General features: G+C 65.8%; 15 protein-coding genes and 1 pseudogene. 14 read left to right on the forward strand and 2 right to left on the reverse strand.

From position 1 onward, the window contains the following. Positions 1-19: 19 nt before the first annotated feature. The 14 genes and pseudogenes from MUN23_RS08770 (at position 20) to MUN23_RS08835 (ending at position 19,073) form a co-directional block, all read left to right on the forward strand. Positions 20-1,702, forward strand: a complete 1,683-nt coding sequence (locus MUN23_RS08770; protein WP_248763443.1) for an ABC-F family ATP-binding cassette domain-containing protein — start codon at positions 20-22, stop codon at positions 1,700-1,702. Between the two features lie 44 nt (positions 1,703-1,746). After that, positions 1,747-2,520 (forward strand): DeoR/GlpR family DNA-binding transcription regulator, encoded by a 774-nt coding sequence (locus MUN23_RS08775; protein WP_248763444.1) that lies wholly within the window; start codon positions 1,747-1,749, stop codon positions 2,518-2,520. Beyond that, a complete protein-coding gene (locus tag MUN23_RS08780; RefSeq protein ID WP_248763445.1) occupies positions 2,517-3,758 on the forward strand; it encodes an MFS transporter in 1,242 nt (413 codons plus the stop codon). The genes MUN23_RS08775 and MUN23_RS08780 overlap by 4 nt, the downstream gene beginning before the upstream one ends. Before the next feature lie 28 nt (positions 3,759-3,786). Further along, on the forward strand, positions 3,787-5,283 hold the full coding sequence (locus tag MUN23_RS08785) for a bifunctional phosphatase PAP2/diacylglycerol kinase family protein (RefSeq protein ID WP_248763446.1): 1,497 nt from the start codon (positions 3,787-3,789) through the stop codon (positions 5,281-5,283). Between the two features lie 177 nt (positions 5,284-5,460). Further along, on the forward strand, positions 5,461-6,423 hold the full coding sequence (locus MUN23_RS08790; protein WP_248763447.1) for an ABC transporter ATP-binding protein: 963 nt from the start codon (positions 5,461-5,463) through the stop codon (positions 6,421-6,423). A 14-nt stretch (positions 6,424-6,437) separates the two neighbouring features. Continuing rightward, the gene (locus MUN23_RS08795) at positions 6,438-7,325 is read left to right on the forward strand and encodes an ABC transporter permease (protein ID WP_248763448.1); all 888 of its coding nucleotides are present in this window, start codon (positions 6,438-6,440) and stop codon (positions 7,323-7,325) included. Between the two features lie 20 nt (positions 7,326-7,345). Next, a complete protein-coding gene (locus tag MUN23_RS08800) occupies positions 7,346-8,713 on the forward strand; it encodes a sensor histidine kinase (protein WP_248763449.1) in 1,368 nt (455 codons plus the stop codon). A gap of 49 nt (positions 8,714-8,762) precedes the next feature. After that, positions 8,763-9,398, forward strand: coding sequence for a response regulator (locus MUN23_RS08805; protein ID WP_371876036.1), 636 nt, complete (start codon positions 8,763-8,765; stop codon positions 9,396-9,398). A 62-nt stretch (positions 9,399-9,460) separates the two neighbouring features. Continuing rightward, entirely contained in the window at positions 9,461-10,354 is an 894-nt protein-coding gene (locus tag MUN23_RS08810; RefSeq protein WP_248763451.1) for an intradiol ring-cleavage dioxygenase, read from the forward strand. A gap of 10 nt (positions 10,355-10,364) precedes the next feature. Continuing rightward, positions 10,365-11,690, forward strand: coding sequence for a M18 family aminopeptidase (locus tag MUN23_RS08815; protein WP_248763452.1), 1,326 nt, complete (start codon positions 10,365-10,367; stop codon positions 11,688-11,690). A 453-nt stretch (positions 11,691-12,143) separates the two neighbouring features. Then, entirely contained in the window at positions 12,144-12,959 is an 816-nt protein-coding gene (locus tag MUN23_RS08820) for a glycosyltransferase family 2 protein (RefSeq protein ID WP_058930659.1), read from the forward strand. A 1-nt stretch (position 12,960) separates the two neighbouring features. Next, a complete protein-coding gene (locus tag MUN23_RS08825) occupies positions 12,961-13,959 on the forward strand; it encodes a glycosyltransferase family 2 protein (RefSeq protein WP_256468721.1) in 999 nt (332 codons plus the stop codon). A 342-nt stretch (positions 13,960-14,301) separates the two neighbouring features. Then, entirely contained in the window at positions 14,302-17,652 is a 3,351-nt protein-coding gene (locus MUN23_RS08830) for a phytase (RefSeq protein ID WP_248763454.1), read from the forward strand. A gap of 69 nt (positions 17,653-17,721) precedes the next feature. After that, a pseudogene (locus MUN23_RS08835) lies at positions 17,722-19,073 on the forward strand (transposase). Positions 19,074-19,315: 242 nt separating this feature from the next. On the opposite strand, the gene MUN23_RS08840 reads toward MUN23_RS08835, so the two are convergent. Next, the gene (locus MUN23_RS08840) at positions 19,316-19,540 is read right to left on the reverse strand and encodes a hypothetical protein (protein WP_248763455.1); all 225 of its coding nucleotides are present in this window, start codon (positions 19,538-19,540) and stop codon (positions 19,316-19,318) included. Between the two features lie 222 nt (positions 19,541-19,762). Further along, positions 19,763-23,557: an Ig-like domain-containing protein gene (locus MUN23_RS08845; protein ID WP_248763456.1), complete on the reverse strand. Its 3,795-nt coding sequence runs from the start codon at positions 23,555-23,557 to the stop codon at positions 19,763-19,765. Between the last annotated feature and the right edge of the window lie 72 nt (positions 23,558-23,629).

A 23,629-nucleotide genomic window follows, 5' to 3' on the forward strand; every position in this document is an offset into this window, starting at 1 on the left:
GCGTGGGAAGATTGTTGGCGTGGCCCATATAGACATTTCCGGCATTGACTACTTCCTCTCCGATGGCACCCAGCTGCTCAACGGCGTGACTTTCAAGGTCCCGGACGGTACCAAAACCGCCCTGATCGGCCCCAACGGCACGGGCAAGACCACCCTGTTCCGGATCATTTCCGGCGACCTCGTACCGGACGAAGGCGTGATCGGGCGCTCCGGAAACATGGGCATCATGCGCCAGTTCGTGGGCCAGGTCCGGGACGATTCCACGGTCCGAGATCTGCTGGTGTCCGCCGCTCCGCCGGCCCTGGCCGCCGCGGCCAGGGAGGTGGACGAGGCGGAGCTCGCGATGGTGGAGCACGACGACGAGCCCAGCCAGATGCGGTACGCGCAGGCCATCGTGGACTGGGGAGATGCCGGCGGTTATGACGTGGAGACTGTCTGGGACGAGGTCTGCATGGCCGCCCTGGGACTGCCCTTTGACCGGGCACAGCACCGCCCGGCGTCGAGCCTTTCCGGCGGCGAGCAGAAGCGGCTTGTGCTGGAGGCCCTGTTCGCGGGACCTGACCAACTCCTGCTCCTGGACGAACCGGACAACTACCTCGATGTGCCTGGCAAGCGCTGGCTGGAGGACAAGCTCAACGAGTCCAAAAAGACTGTCTTCTTCATCAGCCACGACCGCGAGCTGCTCAACAATGCCGCCGGCCGCATCGTGACCCTCGAACCGGGCATCAACGGCGCCGGCGCCTGGGTGCACGGCGGCGGCTTCGGCTCCTACGTCGACGCCCGCGCCGACCGGAATGCCCGCTTCGAGGAGCTCCGCAAGCGCTGGGACGAGGAGCACGTGAAGCTCAAGGAACTCGTCAACATGTACAAGAACAAGGCGGCATTCCGCTCCGATATGGCCAACCGCTACCAGGCCGCCCAGACGCGCCTGGCCAAGTTCCTCGAGGCCGGCCCGCCCGAAGCATTGCCGATCGAACAGAACGTGCGCATGCGCCTGAAGGGCGGCCGGACCGCCAAACGGGCCGTTGTGGCTGAGAAACTGGAACTGACCGGGCTGATGAAGCCGTTCTCCACCGAGGTGTGGTTCGGGGACCGCGTGGGTGTGCTCGGCTCCAACGGCTCCGGCAAGAGCCACTTCCTGCGCCTGCTGGCCACTGGCGGGACGGACCCGGAACGGGAGCACCTCCCCGTGTCCGACGTCGATATTGCCGAAGTGCCGCACGAGGGGACTGTGAAACTCGGCGCCCGTATCCGGCCAGGCTTCTTCGCCCAGACCCACGTCCGGCCCGACCTCCTGGGCAAGACCCTGCTGGAGATCCTGCACCGCGGCGACGAGCACCGGTCCGGCCTGGGCCGCGAGGCAGCCGCCGGCGCATTGGACGGCTACGGCCTGGCGTCGCAGTCGGAGCAGAAGTACGAGTCCCTCTCCGGCGGCCAGCAGGCACGATTCCAGATCCTGCTGCTGCAGCTCTCCGGCGCCACGCTCCTGCTGCTGGATGAACCCACGGACAACCTGGACCTGCATTCGGCCGAGGCACTGGAAAAAGCCATTGACCATTTCGAGGGAACGGTCCTGGCAGTCACCCACGACCGCTGGTTCGCCCGCACCTTCGACCGGTTCCTGGTGTTCGGTTCCGACGGCCGCGTCTACGAATCCGCCGAGCCAGTATGGGATGAAAAGCGGGTTGAGCGCGCCCGCTAAGCATAGGCAATGCGCATATGATCAAAAATTGCTATCATATGAGCATGAAGACTGAAGAGCGGCACCGCCTGATCGGGGAGCTGCTTCGCCACCAGGCCGAGATCTCGGTGGACGAGCTGACCCAGGCGTGCGACGCATCGGGCGCCACCATCCGCCGCGACCTTGAGCTGCTCGCATCGCATGGTGTGCTGCGCAGGGTCCATGGCGGTGCCAGGAGCCTCATTGCCGGCGGCGAAAACCCCGGCTACGGCCAGCGCGAACTTGAAGACCAGGCCGTGAAGGCCAGGATCGCCGTTGCCGTGGCAGGCCTGCTGGGAGATCGCGAACTCGTGTGGCTGGACAGCGGCACCACAGCCACGGAAATTGCCCGTGTCCTCCGCGGGCGCGAACTGACGCTGATGCCCATGTCCATGCGCTCCCTGACGACGGTCACCGACGACGACCCGCATGCCGGCCAACGTCCTGCCCTGCTGCTCCCGGGCGGAAGCCTGGTTCCCGGCGAGCTCTCCTTCCGTGGCCCGCTCGCGGAAGCCAACATCAGGTCCCTGCGTTTCGACACGGCGGTGGTCACGCCCTGCGCCCTGAACCTCAGGGACGGTCTCCTGGCCCATGATCTGGAAGACGCCGCAGTGAAGCGGGCCGGACTCGAATCCGCGGCGCGGGTGATTGTTGCCTGCGCCGGCGCCAAATGGAATGCCACCGCGATGGCCCTGGTTGCCCCCTTGGACGCCGTGAACGTGATAGTTACGGACAAAGACCTGAGTGCGGACGAACTCGCACACCTCAACAAGCTCTCGGTGGAAGTAGTCAAAGCATGAGCATCAACACCAGCACGCCGGCCGGACCGTCCCTCAGGGCAGCCGCCGCAGCCACTTTTGTGGTCTTCGGGATCAACGGCTTTGTCTTTGCCAGCTGGGCCGCCAGGATCCCCGCCGTCACCGAGACGCTGCACCTGACCTCCGGCCAGATGGGCACGCTGCTGCTGTGCATCGCCGTCGGTTCCCTGCTCGCCCTTCCGACGGCGGGACTTGTGGTGGGGAAGATCGGCACCGCCAATGCCGTGCGGGCAGGCGGTCTGCTGTCAGCACTGGCCGGGGTGGGCATTGCCCTTTCCCTGTCGGCGGAATCGATCCCGGGCACTGCCGTTTCGCTGTTCTTCTTCGGCATTGGCGTCGGGCTTTGGGACGTTTCCCAAAATATTGAAGGAGCCGACGTCGAGCACAAGCTTCGGCGCACCATCATGCCGCAGTTCCATGCGGCCTTCAGCGGCGGGGCCTTTGTGGGGGCACTGATCGGTGCGGGACTGTCAACACTCGGTATTGGCCTGCCGTTGCACCTGCTGGTCATCGCCGGTGTGGTGGTGGTGGTAGCCCTCGTGGCGCCCCGCTATTTCCTCCCCCACGCGGCCCAGGCGGCTCCGGTCGAGGGTGAACCGACGGCCGTGAAGGGGCCCTCGGCCTGGCGTGACGGCCGCACCCTGCTGATCGGCGTTGTTGTCCTGGGCGCAACCCTTACCGAAGGAGCCGGGAACGACTGGATCGCCAAGGCCACTGTTGACGGCCTGGGCAGTTCGGAATCCACCGGTGCCCTGATGTTCGCCTTGTTTGTCCTGGCGATGACGGCGATGCGGCTCTTTGGCGGCCGCGTGATCGACATCTACGGCCGCGTCGTAGTCCTACGGGCCAGCATGGCCGCGGCCACCGCGGGTCTGTGCCTGTTTGTGCTTGCGGGGAACATCTGGCTGGCCGGGGTTGGTGCTGCGCTGTGGGGCGTGGGCTCCGCGCTGGCCTTCCCCATGGGAATGTCAGCGGCGGCCGACGATCCGAAGCATGCAGCGGCGCGGGTCTCCGTTGTATCCACTTTGGGGTATGTTTCGTTCCTCGCCGGCCCGCCGTTGCTGGGCTACTTGGGCGACCTCACGGGAATCCACCTGGCGCTCCTCGCGATCCTCGCCCCGATCCTGGTGGCACTGCTCCTTGCCGGCGCTGCGAGGCCCCTGCCCTCCAAGCTCCAGCCCTCCGCGCCCCAGTCCTCCCCGCCCCGGTCCTCCAAGTAGGGGAACCCGCCGGTATTAGGGTGGGGAGATGTATAGAGCGTTGCGCAAGGGACCGGGCTGGATCAGCCGCTTTGACCGGTACCTTGTCCGCGGCGTGTCGTCGTTCCCGGGTGGAAACCACGATGAGTTTTTCCGGCGCCTCTCCGCCTCCGCCACGCACGGCAAACTGTGGATCGGGGCAGCGGCGATCATGGCCGCCTTCCCCGGCAAGCCCCGCCGGGCTGCCCTGCACGGGCTGATCGCCCAAGCGGTGGCATCGGCGGTGACCAACGTGGTGTTCAAGACCCTGTTGCCGCGGGCACGCCCGCTCCCTGAGCATCTGCCGGTGTTCCGGTTCGTCCATCCGCAGCCCACCAGTTCATCGATGCCATCGGGGCATTCGGCCTCAGCTATCGCCTTCGCGCTCGGCGCCGGCCTGGTCAAGCCGGCTGTCGGTGCGGCACTTGCGCCGGCGGCGCTGGGGGTGGCCTATTCCCGGGTCCACACGGGGGCCCACTGGCCATCGGATGTGTTCTTCGGTTCGGCGATCGGCGCAGGGGCGGCGTTGGTGACCCGTAAGTGGTGGCCCGTCCGACCACCGTTTCCCGGAGTATCGCGCACCGCAACCGAAGCCCCCGAGCTGCCGGGCGGCGAAGGTCTCAGCATCGTAGTGAATACCCTCGGCGGCTCCTTCACGGAACAAACCGCGGGAGCCCTTCAGGAAGTATTCCCCAAGGCGTATATAAAAACGGTCGAGCCGGGCGAGAGCCTTGACGAGGCCATCCAGGCCACCGCTTCCCACGCCGACACCCGTGCCCTGGGCGTGTGGGGCGGCGACGGAACCGTTGGCACCGCGGCCGCGGCCGCCGTCGAACATTCCCTTCCCCTGCTGGTGCTCCCGGGCGGAACGCTCAACCACTTCGCGCGGGACACAGGAACTGCCAACCTCAAGGACGCTGTGGCAGCCGCGGCCGCTGGTGAAGCCGCGCGGGCCGACGTCGGCCTTGTGACAGTGGAGCGCGGGCTGGCAGGCAACCCGGAAACGGCTGACCTGGTCATGCTGAACACGGCCAGCATCGGCCTGTACCCCAATCTCGTCCGGCGCAGGGAGCAGCTGCAGCCGGCCCTCGGCAAACCGCTGGCCGGCGTGGTGGCCATGTTCCGGACCTTCGCCGCGGGAACACCCACCACCCTGACCGTGGACGGCGTCCGGCACAAACTCTGGATCGCGTACATCGGACGCGGGCGCTACTACCCCCGGGACCACGCGCCCCTGTCGCGGCCCGTGCTGGACGATGGCATCCTGGATGTCCGCATGATCACCGCCGACGAATCCTTTGCCCGACTCCGGCTCCTGTGGTCGGTGCTGACAGGTACGGTGGCGACGTCCCGGATCACCCATCTGCGGGAGGCTACCGAGGTCCGGATTGAGTCGGAGGGCTCCCCCCTGGCACTGGCCGTCGACGGCGAGGCACTGGCGGGCGTGCGCAGTGTTCGGATCCGGGTGGAACCGCGCGCCCTGACCTACTACTCGCCCCGCACCTAAGGCTGCTGCGCCCCCTGAGGGGGGACCCCTGATCATCCGTGCGGACTACCCTGATTCGACCCTGAATCATCCCTGAGACAGGCGAAATCCGGCCGAGCCGTCGGTAGCGTGGAGCGTACACACGAAAACTTCCCCGCATCCCGCAGCCACCAGGCTGCTGTTCTAAGGAACATTTCCATGATTGAGGCAACAGGCCTGTCAAAGGTCTACGGCAGCAAAACGGCGGTTGACGGCGTCAGCTTCACCGTCAAAGCAGGGCAGGTAACGGGCTTCCTGGGCCCGAACGGTGCCGGCAAATCCACCACCATGCGCATGATCATGGGACTGGACCGGCCGACGTCGGGCTCGGTCACCGTCAACGGCCTGCACTACGCCGATCACAAGGCCCCCCTGCACCAGGTGGGCGCGCTGCTGGACGCCAAAGCCGTCCACACCAGCCGCAGCGCCTACAACCACCTGCGGGCCATGGCGGCGACGCACAACATTCCCACGTCCCGGGTGCATGAAGTCATCGAAATGACCGGCCTGGAGGCAGTGGCCCGGAAAAAGGCAGGCGGCTTCTCGCTGGGTATGGGGCAGCGCCTGGGCATTGCCAACGCGCTCCTTGGCGACCCGCAGACCCTGATCCTGGACGAGCCGGTCAACGGCCTCGATCCGGAAGGTGTGTTGTGGGTCCGCAACCTGGTCCGCTATCTCGCCGGGCAGGGCAAGACCGTCTTCCTGTCCTCACACCTTATGAGCGAAATGGCCCAGACGGCAGACCACCTGATCGTGATCGGCCGCGGCAAAATCATCGCGGACGCCCCCGTGCAGGACATCATTGCGGGCACCCGTCAGGTCAAGACCCTGGTCCGCACGTCCGCAGCCACCCAACTGTCCGCCCTGCTGTCCGGCGATGGCGTGACCGTGGACCAGGGCCAGCCCGAAACCCTGGAAGTGACAGGCCTGGACGCACGCCAGATCGCCCAGGTGGCACTGGACAACCGGGTGCTCGTCTACGAACTCACCCCGCAGCAGTCGTCTCTGGAAGACGCCTACTTCGACCTCACCAAGGACGAAGTGGAATACCACTCACACCTGACCGGTGGACCCGCCGGCGAGTTCGCCCCGGAAACCGCCCCGGCAACGGCAGGAAAGTAAGGACGATGACCACCATGACTGAAACCCAAACTTCCCGGGTCCGTTCCACCGCTGGTACCAAGGGCGTGACCTTCGCCGGTGTGCTGCGGTCCGAATGGATCAAGCTGTTCTCCCTGATGTCCACCCGCATCCTGCTGCTCCTGACCTTGGTGGCGATTATCGGCGTCGGGGCCCTCGCGGTCCTGATCCGGTTCTCCTTCCTCGACGAAATGGCACGGCAGGCCCGGGACCAGGGCCAGACCCTGACGCCGGAAATGATGTCGCAGACCTTCCCACCAGGATCAGGCTTTGACCTGTACAACCTGCCCAATGCAGGCCTGCAGATCGGCATCCTGGTGCTGGGCTCGCTGGCTGTCCTGTTCATCTCCTCCGAGTACGCCACGGGAATGATCCGTTCCACCATGAACGCCGTCCCGCGCCGCACACCGGCCTTTGTGGCCAAGGCGATCCTGCTCGCCGTAATCTCCTACGTCATCACCACCATCGCCGCCGTGGCCACGTTCCTGATCGCCATGCCGGTCTTCCAGGGGCTGGGCCTGGACCTGGACTGGTCCACGGACGGCGTGCTGTACAGCGTTTTCACGGGCGGCCTCTACGTTGCCGGGGTAGCCCTGATCGGCCTGTCGCTCGGCGCACTGCTGCGCAACTCCGCGGGCGGAATCACCGTGCTGGTGGGCCTGTTCTTCGTCCTGTCCATTGCGGCGAGCTTTATGACATTCATCCCCGGTGACTTCTGGAAGTACGTGCCCCAGTACCTCCCCAGCGACGCCGGCGGACGGTTCCTGTCCATTGGCCACACCGACGGCGTCATCGATCCCTGGCAGGGCGGCCTGATATTCCTGGGCTACGTTCTGCTGTTCCTGGTACCGGCCATGATCGTGCTCAAGAAACGCGACGTCTAGGCGGACACTAGGCTCAGAGCATGAATGAAGCGGCACTCGTGAGGGACGCGCCGGCCAGCCAGGCCGACGCGTCCTTTGCCGAAATCACGGCCAAGCGCCGCGGCCTGCTCCGGCGCTACCTTTACCAGCACCCCCGGGTGATGGACGGTGTGGTGGCGTTCAGCTATGCGCTGCTTGTGGCGCCGACAGCGGTGGACGCAATTTCGTCCGGCGCCTGGCTGGCGGCGGCGCTCCTCTTCGCGGTCGCCGGGGCACTGTTCTTCCGGCGCTCCCACCCCGTGGCGCTGGCTGCCTTCGTCGCGGTGATGGAAGTGGCGGTCACGCTGCTGCACCCGTGGGGCTCCAATGTCTCGGCGGGCCTGTGGTTCTCGCTCTACGCCGTGGCCGTGGTGCACACGCGCCGGTTCGCGCTGGTGGCCATGGCCGCCGCCACGGCGCCGCTGGCCCTCCTGTACCTGCTGGCCGCCGTCGGCCCCATGGAGAATTCCTTCGTCCACGATGCCGGCGGCAATCCCGGCGACTTTCACCTCCTGACCAGCATCGCCACCGGCGCCACCATCGCCCTGTCCAACGTCATCGCCACCGGGATCGGCATCTCGGTGCGGCAGCGGCGGGAGCATGAGCAGGAGATCGCCGCGTGGGCGGCACGGACGGCCAGCCTGGCCTCCGTCAACGAACGCAACCGGATCGCCCGCGAAATGCACGACGTCGTGGCGCACTCACTGACGGTAATGGTCAGCCTCTCCGATGGCGCCGCCGTCGTGGTCCGGAAAAGTCCCGACCGCGCCGGTGAGGTGCTTGGCGAACTGTCGCGGACCGGCCGGACCGCGCTGGCGGACATGCGGCGCGTTCTGGGCGTACTCCGGGACGACGCCGGCGGGACCGCGCCACGGCAGCCGCTCGCTTCCGGCGACAGCCTGGCGAAGCTCCTGGAAGGCTTCCGCACCGCGGGCCTGCCGCTGCACTACTCGCACACCGGTCCGGCGCTGCCCGACGACGCGGCCTTCCAGCTGACGGTCTACAGGATTGTGCAGGAGTCACTGACGAATGTGCTCCGGTACGGCCGGTCGCTGGGACGCGTGGACGTGGGCATCGTCCGGGCCGGCTCCACGGTCACGATTGAAGTGCTCGACGACGGCGCGGGAGTCCCGGGTCCGGGCACCTCCGACGGCGGCGGGCCGGGTCCAGGACTCCCGGGCTCCGGCGTCGGGCCCGGTTCCGGCCAGGGGCTGGCGGGGATGGCCGAACGGGCGCGCATCTACGCAGGCACCGTGGTGGCCGGGCGGCGCGGCCGCGGCTGGCGCGTGTGTGCCGTCCTGACCTGGCCGGCCGACGAGCCCGCGGCAACCCACAACCATCCACCCCGACTGCAAGGCACCCGTGACTGAAACCCAACCCATAACCGTCCTGCTGGTGGATGACCAGCCGCTGCTGAGGATGGGCTTCCGCCTCATCCTCGAGGGCGAGGAAGACCTGCATATTGTGGGCGAAGCCTCCGACGGTGCCCAGGCGGTCCGGCTGGTCCGCGACCTCAAACCCGACGTGGTCCTGATGGACGTCCGGATGCCTGTGCTGGACGGTATCGAGGCAACCCGCGCCATCACCGCCTCCGGATCCTGCGCCCGGATCATCATCCTCACCACCTTCGATGTGGACGAATACGCGTTCGCCGGGCTCCAGGCAGGCGCGTCCGCCTTCCTCCTCAAGGACGTGGCGCCGTCGGATCTGGTCAATGCCGTCCGGGTGGTGGCCAGCGGGGATGCCGTGGTGGCACCGAGGGTCACGCAGCGGCTGCTGGAGACCTATGTCCGCGGTGCGGCCGTGCCGGCACCGTCCGCCGCGCCGCGGGATTCGCTGCTCGAAGACCTCACGCCGCGCGAAACAGAAATGCTCGAAGCCATGGCGGAGGGCCTCTCCAATGCCGAGATCGCGCACCGGTATTTCCTCTCCGAAGCAACGGTGAAGACCCACGTCCGCCGCATCCTGACCAAGCTTCACCTGCGCGACCGGGTCCAGGCAGTGGTTTACGCCTACGAGACGGGCCTGGTGGTCCCCAGCAATCCGGATTACTGACGCACAGGTTCCGCACAGGAAGGGCCTATGCAGGGGATAGGCGGGGCGCGTTGGATGGAGCCATGAGCAACCACCTACCCCACCCCAACCACGACCGCGGCCTTGAGTTTGATCTGTCCACCATGATCAGCCGCCGTTCCCTCGGAATGTTCCTCGGCGCCGGCGGCGCGGCAGCGGCTTTGGCAGCGTGCACCCCCGGCGGGTCAGGCACCACAGCCAGCACGTCGACGTCGGCCGGCACGGAGAGTGCCGCAGCCACCGCAAGCGCGGCCACCACGACGGCGACACCCACCGCCAGCCCCACGCTTACCCGGGCGATCGCGGAGTGCGGTGTGGAGATCCCCGAGGAAACAGCAGGTCCCTACCCCGGTGACGGCTCGAACGGCCCCAACGTCCTGGCTGCCTCCGGGGTGGTGCGGCAGGACATCACCTCAAGCTTCGGAACAGGGTCTGCTTCGGCTGAAGGCGTGCCGCTGACGTTCACCCTGACCCTGCTGGACAACGCCAACGGCTGCGTCCCGCTGGCCGGCGCTGCCGTTTACGCCTGGCACTGCGACCGGGACGGCAGGTACTCCATGTACGATTCCGTACTGGCAAACGAAAACTACCTGCGCGGCGTCCAGGAGGCGGACGTCAATGGCCAGGTCACCTTCACCTCCATCTTCCCCGGAGCCTATTCCGGGCGCTGGCCGCACATCCACTTCGAGGTGTTCGAGTCCATGAGCAACGCCACCGCCGCCGGCCAGGTGCTGGCGGTATCGCAGATCGCGCTGACCAAGGCCGCCTGCGACGACGTCTACGCCACGCCCGGCTACGAGGCCAGCGTCGCAAACATGAAGCGGACCACCTTGCAGTCGGACAACGTCTTCAGGAATGACGGCGGCATCTACCAGCTGGCAACCATGACCGGATCGGCTTCGGCCGGCTACACCGCGGGGCTCAACGTGACCATCTAGACTCGGAACCATGCCTTCACGCTCCAGTGCCGCCGCCTCCAGTGCCAGTGACCACATCCAGGACCTGGGCGCGTACGTCAGCGCATCGCCGTCGAGCTTCCACGCCGTCCACGAGGCCGCCCGCCGGCTGGATGAAGCCGGGTTCACCGGCCTGGACGAGCGTGAGCCCTGGGCCCGCGGGGCCGGTTCGTTCTACCTGGTCCGCGACGGCGCGCTGATCGCCTGGGTGGTCCCGGAAGACGCCGGACCCACCACCGGGTTCAACATCCTTGGCGCGCACACGGACTCCCCGTCCTTCAAGCTCAAGCCCAAGCCCACCACGGGAGCGTTCGGCTGGCTGCAGGCTGGGGTGGAGGTCTACGGCGGGCCGCTGCTCAACTCCTGGCTGGACCGCGAACTTCGGCTGGCGGGCCGGCTGGTCATGCTGGACGGCACAGAGCACCTCGCCGCCACAGGGCCCTTGCTCCGCTTCCCGCAGCTGGCCATCCACCTTGACCGTGCCGTGAACGACGGCCTGACCCTGGACAAGCAGCGGCACATGAACCCCGTGTGGGGCCTGGGGGATCCCGCCGATTTTGACCTGCTGGCGGTTTTGGCGTCTCACGTGCCCGGCGCTTCCGTTGATCCGGCCAGGATCGGCGGGTACGACGTCGTGATTGCAGACACGCAGGAACCTGGGGTTTTCGGGGCCAACAGTGAGTTCTTTGCCTCCGGGCGATTGGACAACCTTTCCGCGACGCACGCCGGGCTGGCGGCGCTGATCGCGCATTCTTCAGCTGCGTCTGGCGGCGCGGCAGGTGGGCCGATCGCGGTCCTCGCGGCGTTCGACCACGAGGAAATCGGCTCCAACTCCCGTTCCGGCGCGTGCGGGCCCATCCTCGAAGACGTCCTCGTGCGGGTCTCCGACGGCCTCGGCGCCACGGTGAGCCAGCGGCGGCAGGCGCTGGCGGCGTCGTTCTGTGTTTCCGCGGACGCCGGCCACGCCGTCCACCCCAACTACCCGGAGCGGCACGATCCGGCCAACCACCCGGTCCTGAACGGCGGCCCGCTGCTGAAGATCAACGCCAACCAGCGGTACGCGACCGACGCGCCGGGCGCGGCTTTCTGGGCGAGGCTGTGCGGGGAGGCGGAGGTGCCGTACCAGGAATTTGTGTCCAACAACGTGATGCCCTGCGGCTCCACCATTGGCCCGCTGACCGCCACGCGCCTGGGGATCCGGACGGTCGACGTCGGCGTGCCCCTGCTCTCGATGCACTCCGCCCGTGAGCTCTGCGGCGTGGATGACCCGCACCGGCTGGCAATAGTCACGGAGCTTTTCTTCCGGACGGCGGTGTAGGCAGGTTTCCAGGTTGAAGGCGGGACACCTGACGCTACGGGCCATTTTCATCGGGGCTCCCGGGCACTTGGAAATCGTCAACCTGAACTCCCTTATGCGCGCTAGCCCAGAGACAGCGGTCAAATCCCTACAGTATGGGCGGAATGAGAACCCCTATACCTAATATTCGGACCGGCGGCCAGACCCCTGTACTTGGGTAGGCAACGTATGTCCGGCGCTCAAAAGTGAGTACCTGCCACTGGTGACAGGCGCTTCAGGCCAGCCATAGGCTCATCTCTACGGCCAGAGTCGAAGGCTAAATGAGAGCTGGGGCCAGAGACCAGACCCATGACCGGATAAAGCGATAAATCTGCGCCCGACTTCCGAGTCGAGTGCGGAGTTGACTAAATCCGCAAGCGTCATGAAGTGGTGAGGCATTTGTCTATTTCAACCCAGCTCCCAATAACATTCCCGATGCTGGCCTTCGAAGCTCCGAGGGCGTCAGTCAGTGTCGTCATTCCCACCCTGAACGAGGCGAGGAATATTCCGTGGGTTCTTCGCCGGATTCCCTCGTATGTGGACGAGGTTGTCATCGTGGACGGCCGTTCCACGGACAACACGGTGGGAGTAGCCCGCGCTATCCGTGACAACCTTGTCATCGTCGATGAGCAGCGCAAGGGTAAGGGCGTGGCCCTCCGTTCGGGTTTTGCCGCAGCCTCAGGGGACATCATTGTCATGCTGGATGCGGATGGCAGCATGGATCCGCAGGAGATCGGCTGGTTCGTTGCCCCGCTTCAGCACGATTTCGACTTCGTTAAGGGTTCGCGCCATGTCACGGGCGGAGGATCCGAAGACCTGACCCGGCTGAGGAAGGCCGGCAACCGCGCCCTGACGGGATTGGCCAATGCGGTCCTGCATAGCAACTACTCTGACCTTTGCTATGGATATATTGCGTTTCGGAGGGAATGCCTGGAGATCCTTCAGCTGGAATCGGACGGCTTCGAAATTGAGACCGAGCTGATTGTCCGGGCGGCAAAGGCCGGTCTGCGCATTGCCGAAGTTCCCAGCCTGGAGCTGGACCGGATCTCCGGCGCGTCGAACCTGCAGACGTTCCGTGACGGCTGGCGGGTACTGGGAACGCTGGCGCGCGAATGCACCATGTGGGAGGCGCCCACCGCAGGGGCCAGACCTGAAGCCCTCCGCCGGGTGAAATATACCTACGCAAATGTCAGCGTCCCGCGGACGCCTATGGACCCCCAAACGGTCCTCTCCCTCGTTCGGGGAGCGTAGCATGCTGGATCGTGGTGCACGTCCGAGCGTAACGATCGTCATTTGTGCTTATACCGAAAGGCGTTGGGACCGGTTGCTGGACGTCATAGAGTCCGTCCGGGCCCAATCAGTTGCACCCCAAGAGGTCCTGGTGGTCATTGACCACAACGAGGCTCTGTATGAGCGGCTCACCGAAATTGTGGATGACGTGACGGTGGTGGAGAGCAGCGGTCCACGCGGGTTGTCCGGAGCGCGGAACACCGGCGTCGAACTTGCCGATTCGGACATTGTGGCCTTCCTCGACGACGACGCCGAGGCAGCCCCGGACTGGCTTCAACGGCTGCTTGCCCTCTATGACGATCCTGATGTCCTGGCCGTCGGCGGCCGCGTGGAACCGGTGTGGGAAACGGGCCGTCCGGGCTACTTCGGTGAAGAGCTCGACTGGATCGTAGGATGCAGCCACCGCGGAATGCCCAAGGTGGCCTCCGAGGTCCGGAACGTCATCGGCGCAAACATGTCCTTCAGGCTCGAAGTCCTCCGCCAGGTTGGCGGCTTCAACCTTTCGCTGGGGCGCCAGGGCACTTTGCCCCTTGGCTGCGAGGAGACCGAGATCTGCATCCGTTCGAAGATAGGCTCACCCGGATCGCGGATCGTCTACGAACCCGCGGCTTTGGTCCGTCACCATGTGCCGGCGGACAGGGGGACATTGCGCTACATGCTGTCGCGTTCCTGGTCCGAGGGTATCTCCAAAGCCCAGGTCAGCCGGGTGGTAGGCCAAAAACGGGCACTCGGCCCGGAACGGCGCTACGTGCGCAGCGTACTGCCGCGGGCCGTTTTTGCGGGAGTGCGCGATTGGGGCCGGGGCGACAACCCGCAGGGGCTGGGCCGGGCGGGAGCCGTCATCGCAGTCCTGGCTTGGACGGCCGCCGGGTACGTACGCGGACGCCGGATAGCGCACGTGGAGGGCCGCCCGCTGTCCGGGACCGTCATTGCGCGCGCACCGTGGAGCGAGGTCCAGTGAGCGAACGCGTCGACGAACTCCCCCCAGGAGGCGAGCGTGCCGGCCCGCAGGCCCAGACGCAGCAGGGTGAGCATGATGGCATAGTCGCGTCGCCCCTCGCTGCTTCGTCGGTCACACGAGCCCAGGAGCTTCCGGGCGACATCGACGCTGATCCCGCTTGCCAAGGGTGAGCGCCGGCGCCCCGTGATGGAAAGGGCCGCCCCCGAGAGATCCCTCTCGCTCAGGCCGTCCAGGAAGCAAACGTCCCTGGCACACAAACCGGCCAGGTCGCCACTTGGTGCCTGCCTGTTTAGGAAACGGCTTGCCCGCAACACGTAAGCAGCAGCTGACAGAGAGGTCACCATGCGTATGGTCATCAGAATCCTCACCCCCTTGACGGTGGCTGGACTACTTGTGGGGCTCGCCGCTCCGGTCGCGAGTGCGGCCGTGGTGCAGGTGAGCGCAACGGTCGAAACGGCCCCAGTGCACGGATCAGGGGATGCCGCGGACGACCCAGCCATCTGGATACATCCCACCGACCCGTCGAAGAGCACCATCATCGGTACGGACAAGAGCACCGATGGGCGCGGTCTTGTCGTCTACGACCTGTCTGGACGGGAGTTGTTCTACTACCCCGACGGGCTGATGAACAATGTTGATGTCCGCTACAACTTCCCCCTCGGCAGCAGCCGCGTCGGCTTGGTCGGTGTCTCGAACCGAGCACGGAGTCTTGACTTCTATAAGGTCAACGAGTCGGATCGCTCGCTGACGAAAGTCGGCAGCTTCGCGCCCACTGCCAACATCGGCACGCCCCGCGGGTTCTCCTTCTACCACTCCCCGGAGACCGGTAAGTACTTCGCTTATGTCACCGATATTGGCAAGGTCGAGCAGTGGGAACTTGACGGCTCCACAGGTTCAGTTACCGGCCGGCTCGTGCGCAGCTGGACGGTGAGCGGCCCGGCCCACACCGAGGGCCTCGTGGCCGATGATGAGATGAAGCGGCTCTACATTGCGCAGGAGGACATCGGCGGAATCTGGCGCTACGGCGCCGAGCCCGGGGACTCGACCGTCGGGACGAAAGTTGTCAGCACGACCGAGAATGGCGGCGACATCGTCCAGGACATCAAGGGCATCAGCATCTACTACGGTAGCGGTGGCGCCGGTTACCTGCTGGCCGCGAGCCAGGGCTCCAACCGATTCCACGCCTATGCCCGCGACGACAACCGGCCGCTGGGAGCCTTCGCCATCCCGGCCGGGAACGGGATCGATGCTGTCACCGGCATGGACGGGATAGACGTCACCAACTTCGGCGTCGGGGGGCCCTTCCCCCAGGGCTTCTTCGTCACACAAGACCACGGCAACGACAACGGGCACCAGAACTTCAAGGTGGTGCCATGGCAGTCCATCGCTGCCGCCTACACGCCGGCTTTGCTCGTCGATGCGGCCTACGACCCGCGCAAAATCGGGGCTGGGACCCCCACTCCCGAACCGCCTGACACCACGATCACGAGCAAACCGGCCAATCCGACGAGCTCCACATCGGCTCAGTTCAGCTTCACCTCAACGTCGACCGGCGCGACCTTCGCCTGCTCGCTCGACTCTGCGGCGTTCGCCAGCTGCACCAGTCCGGTGTCGTACCCTGGACTGTCCGTTGGCGCGCATACCTTCCGGGTTCATGCCTCTGACCAGAACGGCGTTGACCCTACCCCCGCCAGCTATACCTGGACCGTGGACACTGCGCCTCCGCCGGCGGACACCACACCACCGGAGACGACCATCACGTCGGGACCACCTGCGACATCGACGTCGACCACCGCCTCCTTCGCATTCACCTCGAGTGAAGCCAATTCGACATTCCAGTGCAGCCTGGATGGTGCGCCGCGCGTCGCATGCACGTCTCCCCAGACCTACACCGGGTTGTCGATCGGATCCCACACCTTCGGTGTCTGGGCCACCGACGTAGCCGGCAACACCGACGCGACAGCAGCGACGCATACCTGGAGCGTCGGCCCTAGCGATACGACGGCTCCGACGGTGACGGGTACGTCTCCGGCTGATGTTGCGACTGGTGTGGCGGTGTCGGCGGATGTGACGGGGTCGTTCTCGGAGGCGATCGATGCCTCGACCGTCACCGCGACCACGTTCACGTTGACGGGGCCGACGGGGACGGTGCAGGCAGCGTACAGCAGCACGGGCAACGTTGCGACGTTGAACCCGACTGCCAATCTGGCGGCGGGTACGACGGGTACGCCGTACACGGCGACGATCAAGGGCGGCCCCGCTGGGGTAAGGGATCTTGCCGGCAACCCGCTGGCGACGGACAGGACCTGGACCTTCACCACGGCTCCCGCGGGCGGCGGCACGCCGGAAACGGTCACGCTCACGGCCACCGCTGACAGCTATGTCTCAAGCGCGGCGCCGGGGACGAACAATGGCACAAGTACCTTGCTGGGCGTGGACAACAGCCCGGCGGAGGTCACGTACCTGAAGTTCGACCTGTCCGCGTATGCGGGCAGGACCATCCAGAGTGCAACGTTGCAGCTGCGCAGCGCCGGCAGCGGGTCAACGGGCACGCAGAACATCAAGCTGGTCACTAATGACAACTGGACCGAGAGTGTTGCGATCCCGTACAGCAGCCGTCCGGCGCTCGGCACCAGCATCGGCACCCTCGGCCCGACAACCACCAACACCACCTACAACATTCCGCTCACGGTCAGCGGACTGACCGGTGAGCTCGGCCAACAGCTCTCCCTGGGAATGGACACCAGCAGCGGTGACGGCCTGGACCTCAACTCCAAGGAAGCCGGCAACACGCTCGCACCCAAGCTCATCCTCACCCTCGGCGGTGGCGGTGGCGGTGGCGGCGGTGATACGACGGCTCCGACGGTGACGGGTACGTCTCCGGATGACGTTGCGACTGGTGTGGCGGTGTCGGCGAATGTGACGGGGTCGTTCTCGGAGGCGATGGATGAGTTGACGGTCACGTCGGCCACGTTCACATTGACTACGGAGCCTACGCCTACGGAGCCCACGGCGACGGCGGTGCTGGCCGCCGTGAACTACACCAGCGACAGGGTTGCGACATTGAACCCGGATGCTGAACTGACGGCAAACACGAAGTACACGGCGACGATCAAGGGCGGCCCCGCTGGGGTAAGGGATCTTGCCGGCAACCCGCTGGCGACGGACAGGACCTGGACCTTCACCACGGCTCCCGCGGGCGGCGGCACGCCGGAAACGGTCACGCTCACGGCCACCGCTGACAGCTATGTCTCAAGCGCGGCGCCGGGGACGAACAATGGCACAAGTACCTTGCTGGGCGTGGACAACAGCCCGGCGGAGGTCACGTACCTGAAGTTCGACCTGTCCGCGTATGCGGGCAGGACCATCCAGAGTGCGACGTTGCAGCTGCGCAGCGCCGGCAGCGGGTCAACGGGCACGCAGAACATCAAGCTGGTCACTAATGACAACTGGACCGAGAGTGTTGCGATCCCGTACAGCAGCCGTCCGGCGCTCGGCACCAGCATCGGCACCCTCGGCCCGACAACGAAAAACACCAGCTACAACGTTCCGCTGACGATCAGCGGACTGACCGGTGAGCTCGGCCAACAGCTCTCACTGGGAATGGACACCAGCAGCGGTGACGGCCTGGACCTCAACTCCAGGGAGGCCGGCAGCACGCTCGCACCCAAGCTCATCCTCACCCTGAGCTAGGAGACTGCTGAATTAGTCGAGGGTGTCCGCGTCGGCTGGACTCGTGGGCCTGGTGGTTAAGACTGGCTTATGCAGGGACGCGCGAGGACGCGCAACGCGGGCATTTGGATGTGGAGGCGCTGGCCGGTGAGTTGTTGGCTCCGGGCAGTGTCTTCGCTTTTCTGGCCAAACATCGGGGGCGCCTGTTTCCGGATTCAATGATGGAGGACCTCTTTCCGTCGCAGCGGGGCCGGCCGTCGGTTCCGGCGCCGGTGATCGGTGCGGTGCTGGTGTTGCAGGCATTGCGGGGCCTCTTTGACCGGGAAACCGCCGAGGCTTTGACCTTCGATCTGCGCTGGAAGGCCGCGTGCGGGTACGGGTTGACTGATACCGCGTTCCATCCGAGCACGCTGACGTATTGGCGACGGCGTCTTGCCGGGTCGGGAAACCCGCGCCGGATCATGGAGGCCATCGCCGAGGTCGTGGCTGAGACCGGAATCCTGAAGGGCAAGCGCCGGCGAGCTGTGGATTCGACGGTCCTGGATGACGCGGTCGCGAGGCAGGACTCGATCACGCAGCTGATCGCGGGGATCCGCCGCTTCGGCCGTGATGTCCCGGGCGCCCAGGAGCTGGTGAGCACCTACGCTACGGGGTATGACTACACGCGCACCGGCAGACCGGACATCGCCTGGGACGACCAGGATGCCAAGGTGGGCTGGTTTCGGCGCTCGTCACCGACGCGCTGGCGCCCCTGCTGGCGGCGGTCGAATCCCGAGACCTTGGACGGCAAGGCGGCCGATGCGTACTCGCTGCTTGTACTCGTCGCCCGGGCAGGACGTGGAACCGGCCGAGGATTCTGACGTGACCGACGGGCGGTGGCGTATCGCCCGGAAGGTCGCCGCGGACCGGATGATCTCCACCGTGGATCCGGACACCCGGCACGCGCATAAGACCCGGTCCCGGCAGCAGGACGGATTCAAGGCCCACATTGTGATCGAGCCCGATACCGGGCTGATCACCGCCGCGGAGCTGACCAAGGCCTCTGGACCGGGAAACAGTGACGGAGCCGTCGGTGCCCGGCTGATCGGCATGGATCCCACGATCGCCGGCACCAGCGTGGACGTCCTGGCCGACTCGGCCTACGGTTCCGGGGAAATGCTCGCCACCCTCGCCCGCACCGCCCACACGCCCACGAACACAACGCCTTGCTGGGCGAACACCGCCACCGCGCCACGGACCAGGCCTTCCAAAATGACTACCGCACGCACCGGCCCATGGTCGAGCGGTCCATCGCCTGGCTCACCCGCGGCAACCGCCGCGTTCCGCACCGCGGCATCCAACGGAACAACGCCTGGCTGCAACTGCGGATCGCGGGACTGAACCTGCGACGAATGCTCGCGCTCGGACTGACCACGAACGAGGGATCATGGGCGCTGGGATAATCCACCGCCCGGACCCCGGCCCATCAACAAAACCACTGGATGACGCCCCCGATCTGGGGCAGAATGAATCCAAGCGGGCGGAACGACCCCGTTGTCGCATCCAAGGGTGCTGACCAGAACACGCCGACGGCCACTTGGTGGCGTTCCGCCCGCCCCACAACCCCGTTGTTCAGCAGCTTCCTAGGTCAGGCAGGAAGAGGATGATGCTTCCAGTGCCCGTGTTCTCGCCGCGGCGAGTGCGATCAGCTGAGTCTGGATCTTGGTGATGCTGTGATCTCCATGAGCTCGGCGAGTTTGGCGGCTTTGGCCCCGGTCAGGATCAAGAGGTTCAGCCGTACACGCACGAGGGCGTAGAGCGCGTTGATCAGCTTCAGCTCCGCGGCGGTGTCGTAGCGGTAGCGGAAGGCGTGCCGGCGGACTACGTCGCCGTTTTCTGCTCCACGTGGGCGTTGTCGTGGGACCACCATTGTCGGTATCAGATGGGGTGGGGAGCCTGGAATTATCGGCATAACCGGGCTTGAAAAAGGGAGATGTGCATGCGGATGTGCGCAATGACGTTCAACGGGTGACGAATGAATCTGCGGTCACCCGCGGAGTTAAACTCACGTCCTGCGCCTTGGCTAAACATGGCCGGGACCCCATCCTTAAGGATGGGGTCCCGGCCATGTTTAGTCCTCTTCCTGCCTGACCTAGCTCAGGGTGAGGACGAGCTTGGGTGCGAGCGTGCTGCCGGCCTCCTTGGAGTTGAGGTCCAGGCCGTCACCGCTGCTGGTGTCCATTCCCAGGGAGAGCTGTTGGCCGAGCTCACCGGTCAGTCCGCTGACCGTGAGCGGAATGTTGTAGGTGGTGTTGGTGGTTGTCGGGCCGAGGGTGCCGATGCTGGTGCCGAGCGTCGGGCGGATGGGGGTGCCGCTGTAGGTGATCCCAGTCTCGGTCCAGTTGTCATCGGCGACGAGCTTGATGTTCTGCGTGCCCGTTGACCCGCTGCCGGCGCTGCGCAGCTGCAACGTCGCACTCTGGATGGTCCTGCCCGCATACGCGGACAGGTCGAACTTCAGGTACGTGACCTCCGCCGGGCTGTTGTCCACGCCCAGCAAGGTACTTGTGCCATTGTTCGTCCCCGGCGCCGCGCTTGAGACATAGCTGTCAGCGGTGGCCGTGAGCGTGACCGTTTCCGGCGTGCCGCCGCCCGCGGGAGCCGTGGTGAAGGTCCAGGTCCTGTCCGTCGCCAGCGGGTTGCCGGCAAGATCCCTTACCCCAGCGGGGCCGCCCTTGATCGTCGCCGTGTACGGCGTACCCGTCGTACCCGCCGCCAGATTGGCAGTCGGGTTCAACGTCGCAACGTTGCCCGTGCTGCTGTACGCTGCCTGCACCGTCCCCGTCGGCCCCGTCAACGTGAACGTGGTCGCGGTGACGGTCGAGGCATCGATCGCCTCCGAGAACGTCCCCGTCACATCCGCCGTCACCGCCACACCAGTCTCATTAGCAGTCGGAGACGTAGCCGTCACGGTCGGAGCCGTCGTATCACCGCCGCCCGCGGGAGCCGTGGTGAAGGTCCAGGTCCTGTCCGTCGCCAGCGGGTTGCCGGCAAGATCCCTTACCCCAGCGGGGCCGCCCTTGATCGTCGCCGTGTACGGCGTACCCGTCGTACCCGCCGCCAGATTGGCAGTCGGGTTCAACGTCGCAACGTTGCCCGTGCTGCTGTACGCTGCCTGCACCGTCCCCGTCGGCCCCGTCAACGTGAACGTGGTCGCGGTGACGGTCGAGGCATCGATCGCCTCCGAGAACGTCCCCGTCACATCCGCCGTCACCGCCACACCAGTCTCATTAGCAGTCGGAGACGTAGCCGTCACGGTCGGAGCCGTCGTATCACCACCACCACCGCCGCTCAGGGTGAGGACGAGCTTGGGTGCGAGCGTGCTGCCGGCCTCCTTGGAGTTGAGGTCCAGGCCGTCACCGCTGCTGGTGTCCATTCCCAGGGAGAGCTGTTGGCCGAGCTCACCGGTCAGTCCGCTGACCGTGAGCGGAATGTTGTAGGTGGTGTTGGTGGTTGTCGGGCCGAGGGTGCCGATGCTGGTGCCGAGCGTCGGGCGGATGGGGGTGCCGCTGTAGGTGATCCCAGTCTCGGTCCAGTTGTCATCGGCGACGAGCTTGATGTTCTGCGTGCCCGTTGACCCGCTGCCGGCGCTGCGCAGCTGCAACGTCGCACTCTGGATGGTCCTGCCCGCATACGCGGACAGGTCGAACTTCAGGTACGTGACCTCCGCCGGGCTGTTGTCCACGCCCAGCAAGGTACTTGTGCCATTGTTCGTCCCCGGCGCCGCGCTTGAGACATAGCTGTCAGCGGTGGCCGTGAGCGTGACCGTTTCCGGCGTGCCGCCGCCCGCGGGAGCCGTGGTGAAGGTCCAGGTCCTGTCCGTCGCCAGCGGGTTGCCGGCAAGATCCCTTACCCCAGCGGGGCCGCCCTTGATCGTCGCCGTGTACGGCGTACCCGTCGTACCCGCCGCCAGATTGGCAGTCGGGTTCAACGTCGCAACGTTGCCCGTGCTGCTGTACGCTGCCTGCACCGTCCCCGTCGGCCCCGTCAACGTGAACGTGGTCGCGGTGACGGTCGAGGCATCGATCGCCTCCGAGAACGTCCCCGTCACATCCGCCGTCACCGCCACACCAGTCTCATTAGCAGTCGGAGACGTAGCCGTCACGGTCGGAGCCGTCGTATCACCGCCGCCCGCGGGAGCCGTGGTGAAGGTCCAGGTCCTGTCCGTCGCCAGCGGGTTGCCGGCAAGATCCCTTACCCCAGCGGGGCCGCCCTTGATCGTCGCCGTGTACGGCGTACCCGTCGTACCCGCCGCCAGATTGGCAGTCGGGTTCAACGTCGCAACGTTGCCCGTGCTGCTGTACGCTGCCTGCACCGTCCCCGTCGGCCCCGTCAACGTGAACGTGGTCGCGGTGACGGTCGAGGCATCGATCGCCTCCGAGAACGTCCCCGTCACATCCGCCGTCACCGCCACACCAGTCTCATTAGCAGTCGGAGACGTAGCCGTCACGGTCGGAGCCGTCGTATCACCACCACCGCTGGGGTCGTAGGAGTGCCAGTACCGGCTTGTGGCGTTCACATCGGCGAGCAACAGCAGACCGCTGTTGGCCGTGCCCCACGCCCCACTGTTGAGGTTCTGCTTCGTTGACGTCACGTTGTGGACATACTGGTCGGCGTCCACGATGCTAGCCGTCTTCGTCGCGGTGGCGAGCTTGCCGGGGTCGTCCAGCGGCGCGGACTTCTCGTAGATCGCCCCCCCCGAGGTAGTGCAGACACCGGCGTTCGTCGTGCCACTCGGCTTCGGATAGGTGGCGAAGGTACGCAGCCTCTTCGGGCTGCTCTCATCAATCAAGACGATCACCCGGTTCGGGCACTCCGACACAGGCGCGATCGTGTGCGCCGACCAGGTCGTGCCATTCAATGCCAACAGCTGGATCAGCGGCTGCGGCGCCGACGTGAACGACGTCTTGACGGCGGCGAAAACCCGATCACCTGAGGAGTCCAGCCACTTCAAGTTCATATGGTCATCGCTGCTGCCCTGCCCCGACACCGCCGCCACAGGAGTGCTCCATCCGGTGTTCGGGGCTCCGCCGACACTGTCGGCACGGTAGCTCCAGTACATGCCGTCGGTGGAGCCACCGACCTGCCGGCTCCACATCACACCCATCTTCCCGGGTTGTCCAAACGCGATCAGAGCCGACGTGTCGTCCAAAGACACGTTGCTCAATGACGCAGGATGCTGGAACGGCGTCCCCCAGGTCTTGCCATCCGTGCCGGTGGCGTTCAGATAAATCCGGTTCGCCTGCTGCCACGTGGCCCACACCCGACCCGTCGAGTCCTTATCGATGGTCAGGGCCTCAACGCGGTAGTTGTTGATGTTTGTAGGACTTTGCGCCAGCAGCGAGTACGTCTTCGTACTCGAGCTGTAACTGTAACGCCGCATCGTCGTCGGGAAGTTCACCTCAGCCGGCACACCGTCGGCGACGAACCGATAACTCGCCACATACAACGTCGTCCCGTCCCACAACACGTCATGATGGGTGTTCGCCCGCGGGTCCGTCGCCACACCCGTATCGACCCACGACTTCGACGCGGCATTGAACCGGAAGATATGAAAATCCGAGCTGGCAGTGTCCCACAGGTTCCCCCACCAGAGCCCGTCGTTGAACCACAACGCACTCGTCGCCCGCTTCGAGCCCGTCGGCGTCCCCGTCCCCGAATGCGACGGACCCTCAAACCCAACATCACCCTCAGCAGCCGACGCTGCAACCGGCACCACCAGAACACCACCCAGCGCAAGCAGCAGCGCTGTCAGCAGTGCATGGAGCCGCAGATTCCGCGACCCGCGTGGACGAAGACCAGCCGAGCGACCACCTCCCCGCCTTACGCCTAGGGTGCTAAGGGCGAGTGCCTGGCTTAGCCACTTGACGGGCCTATTTATCTTCATGGCTGATCTCCTGGGTTCTTGGATGTCACGCCTGAGCTCCGTATATGCGTCGACAGAAACGACGGCAGAAGC

This window comes from Pseudarthrobacter sp. SSS035 (assembly GCF_023273875.1).
GTDB lineage: Bacteria > Actinomycetota > Actinomycetes > Actinomycetales > Micrococcaceae > Arthrobacter.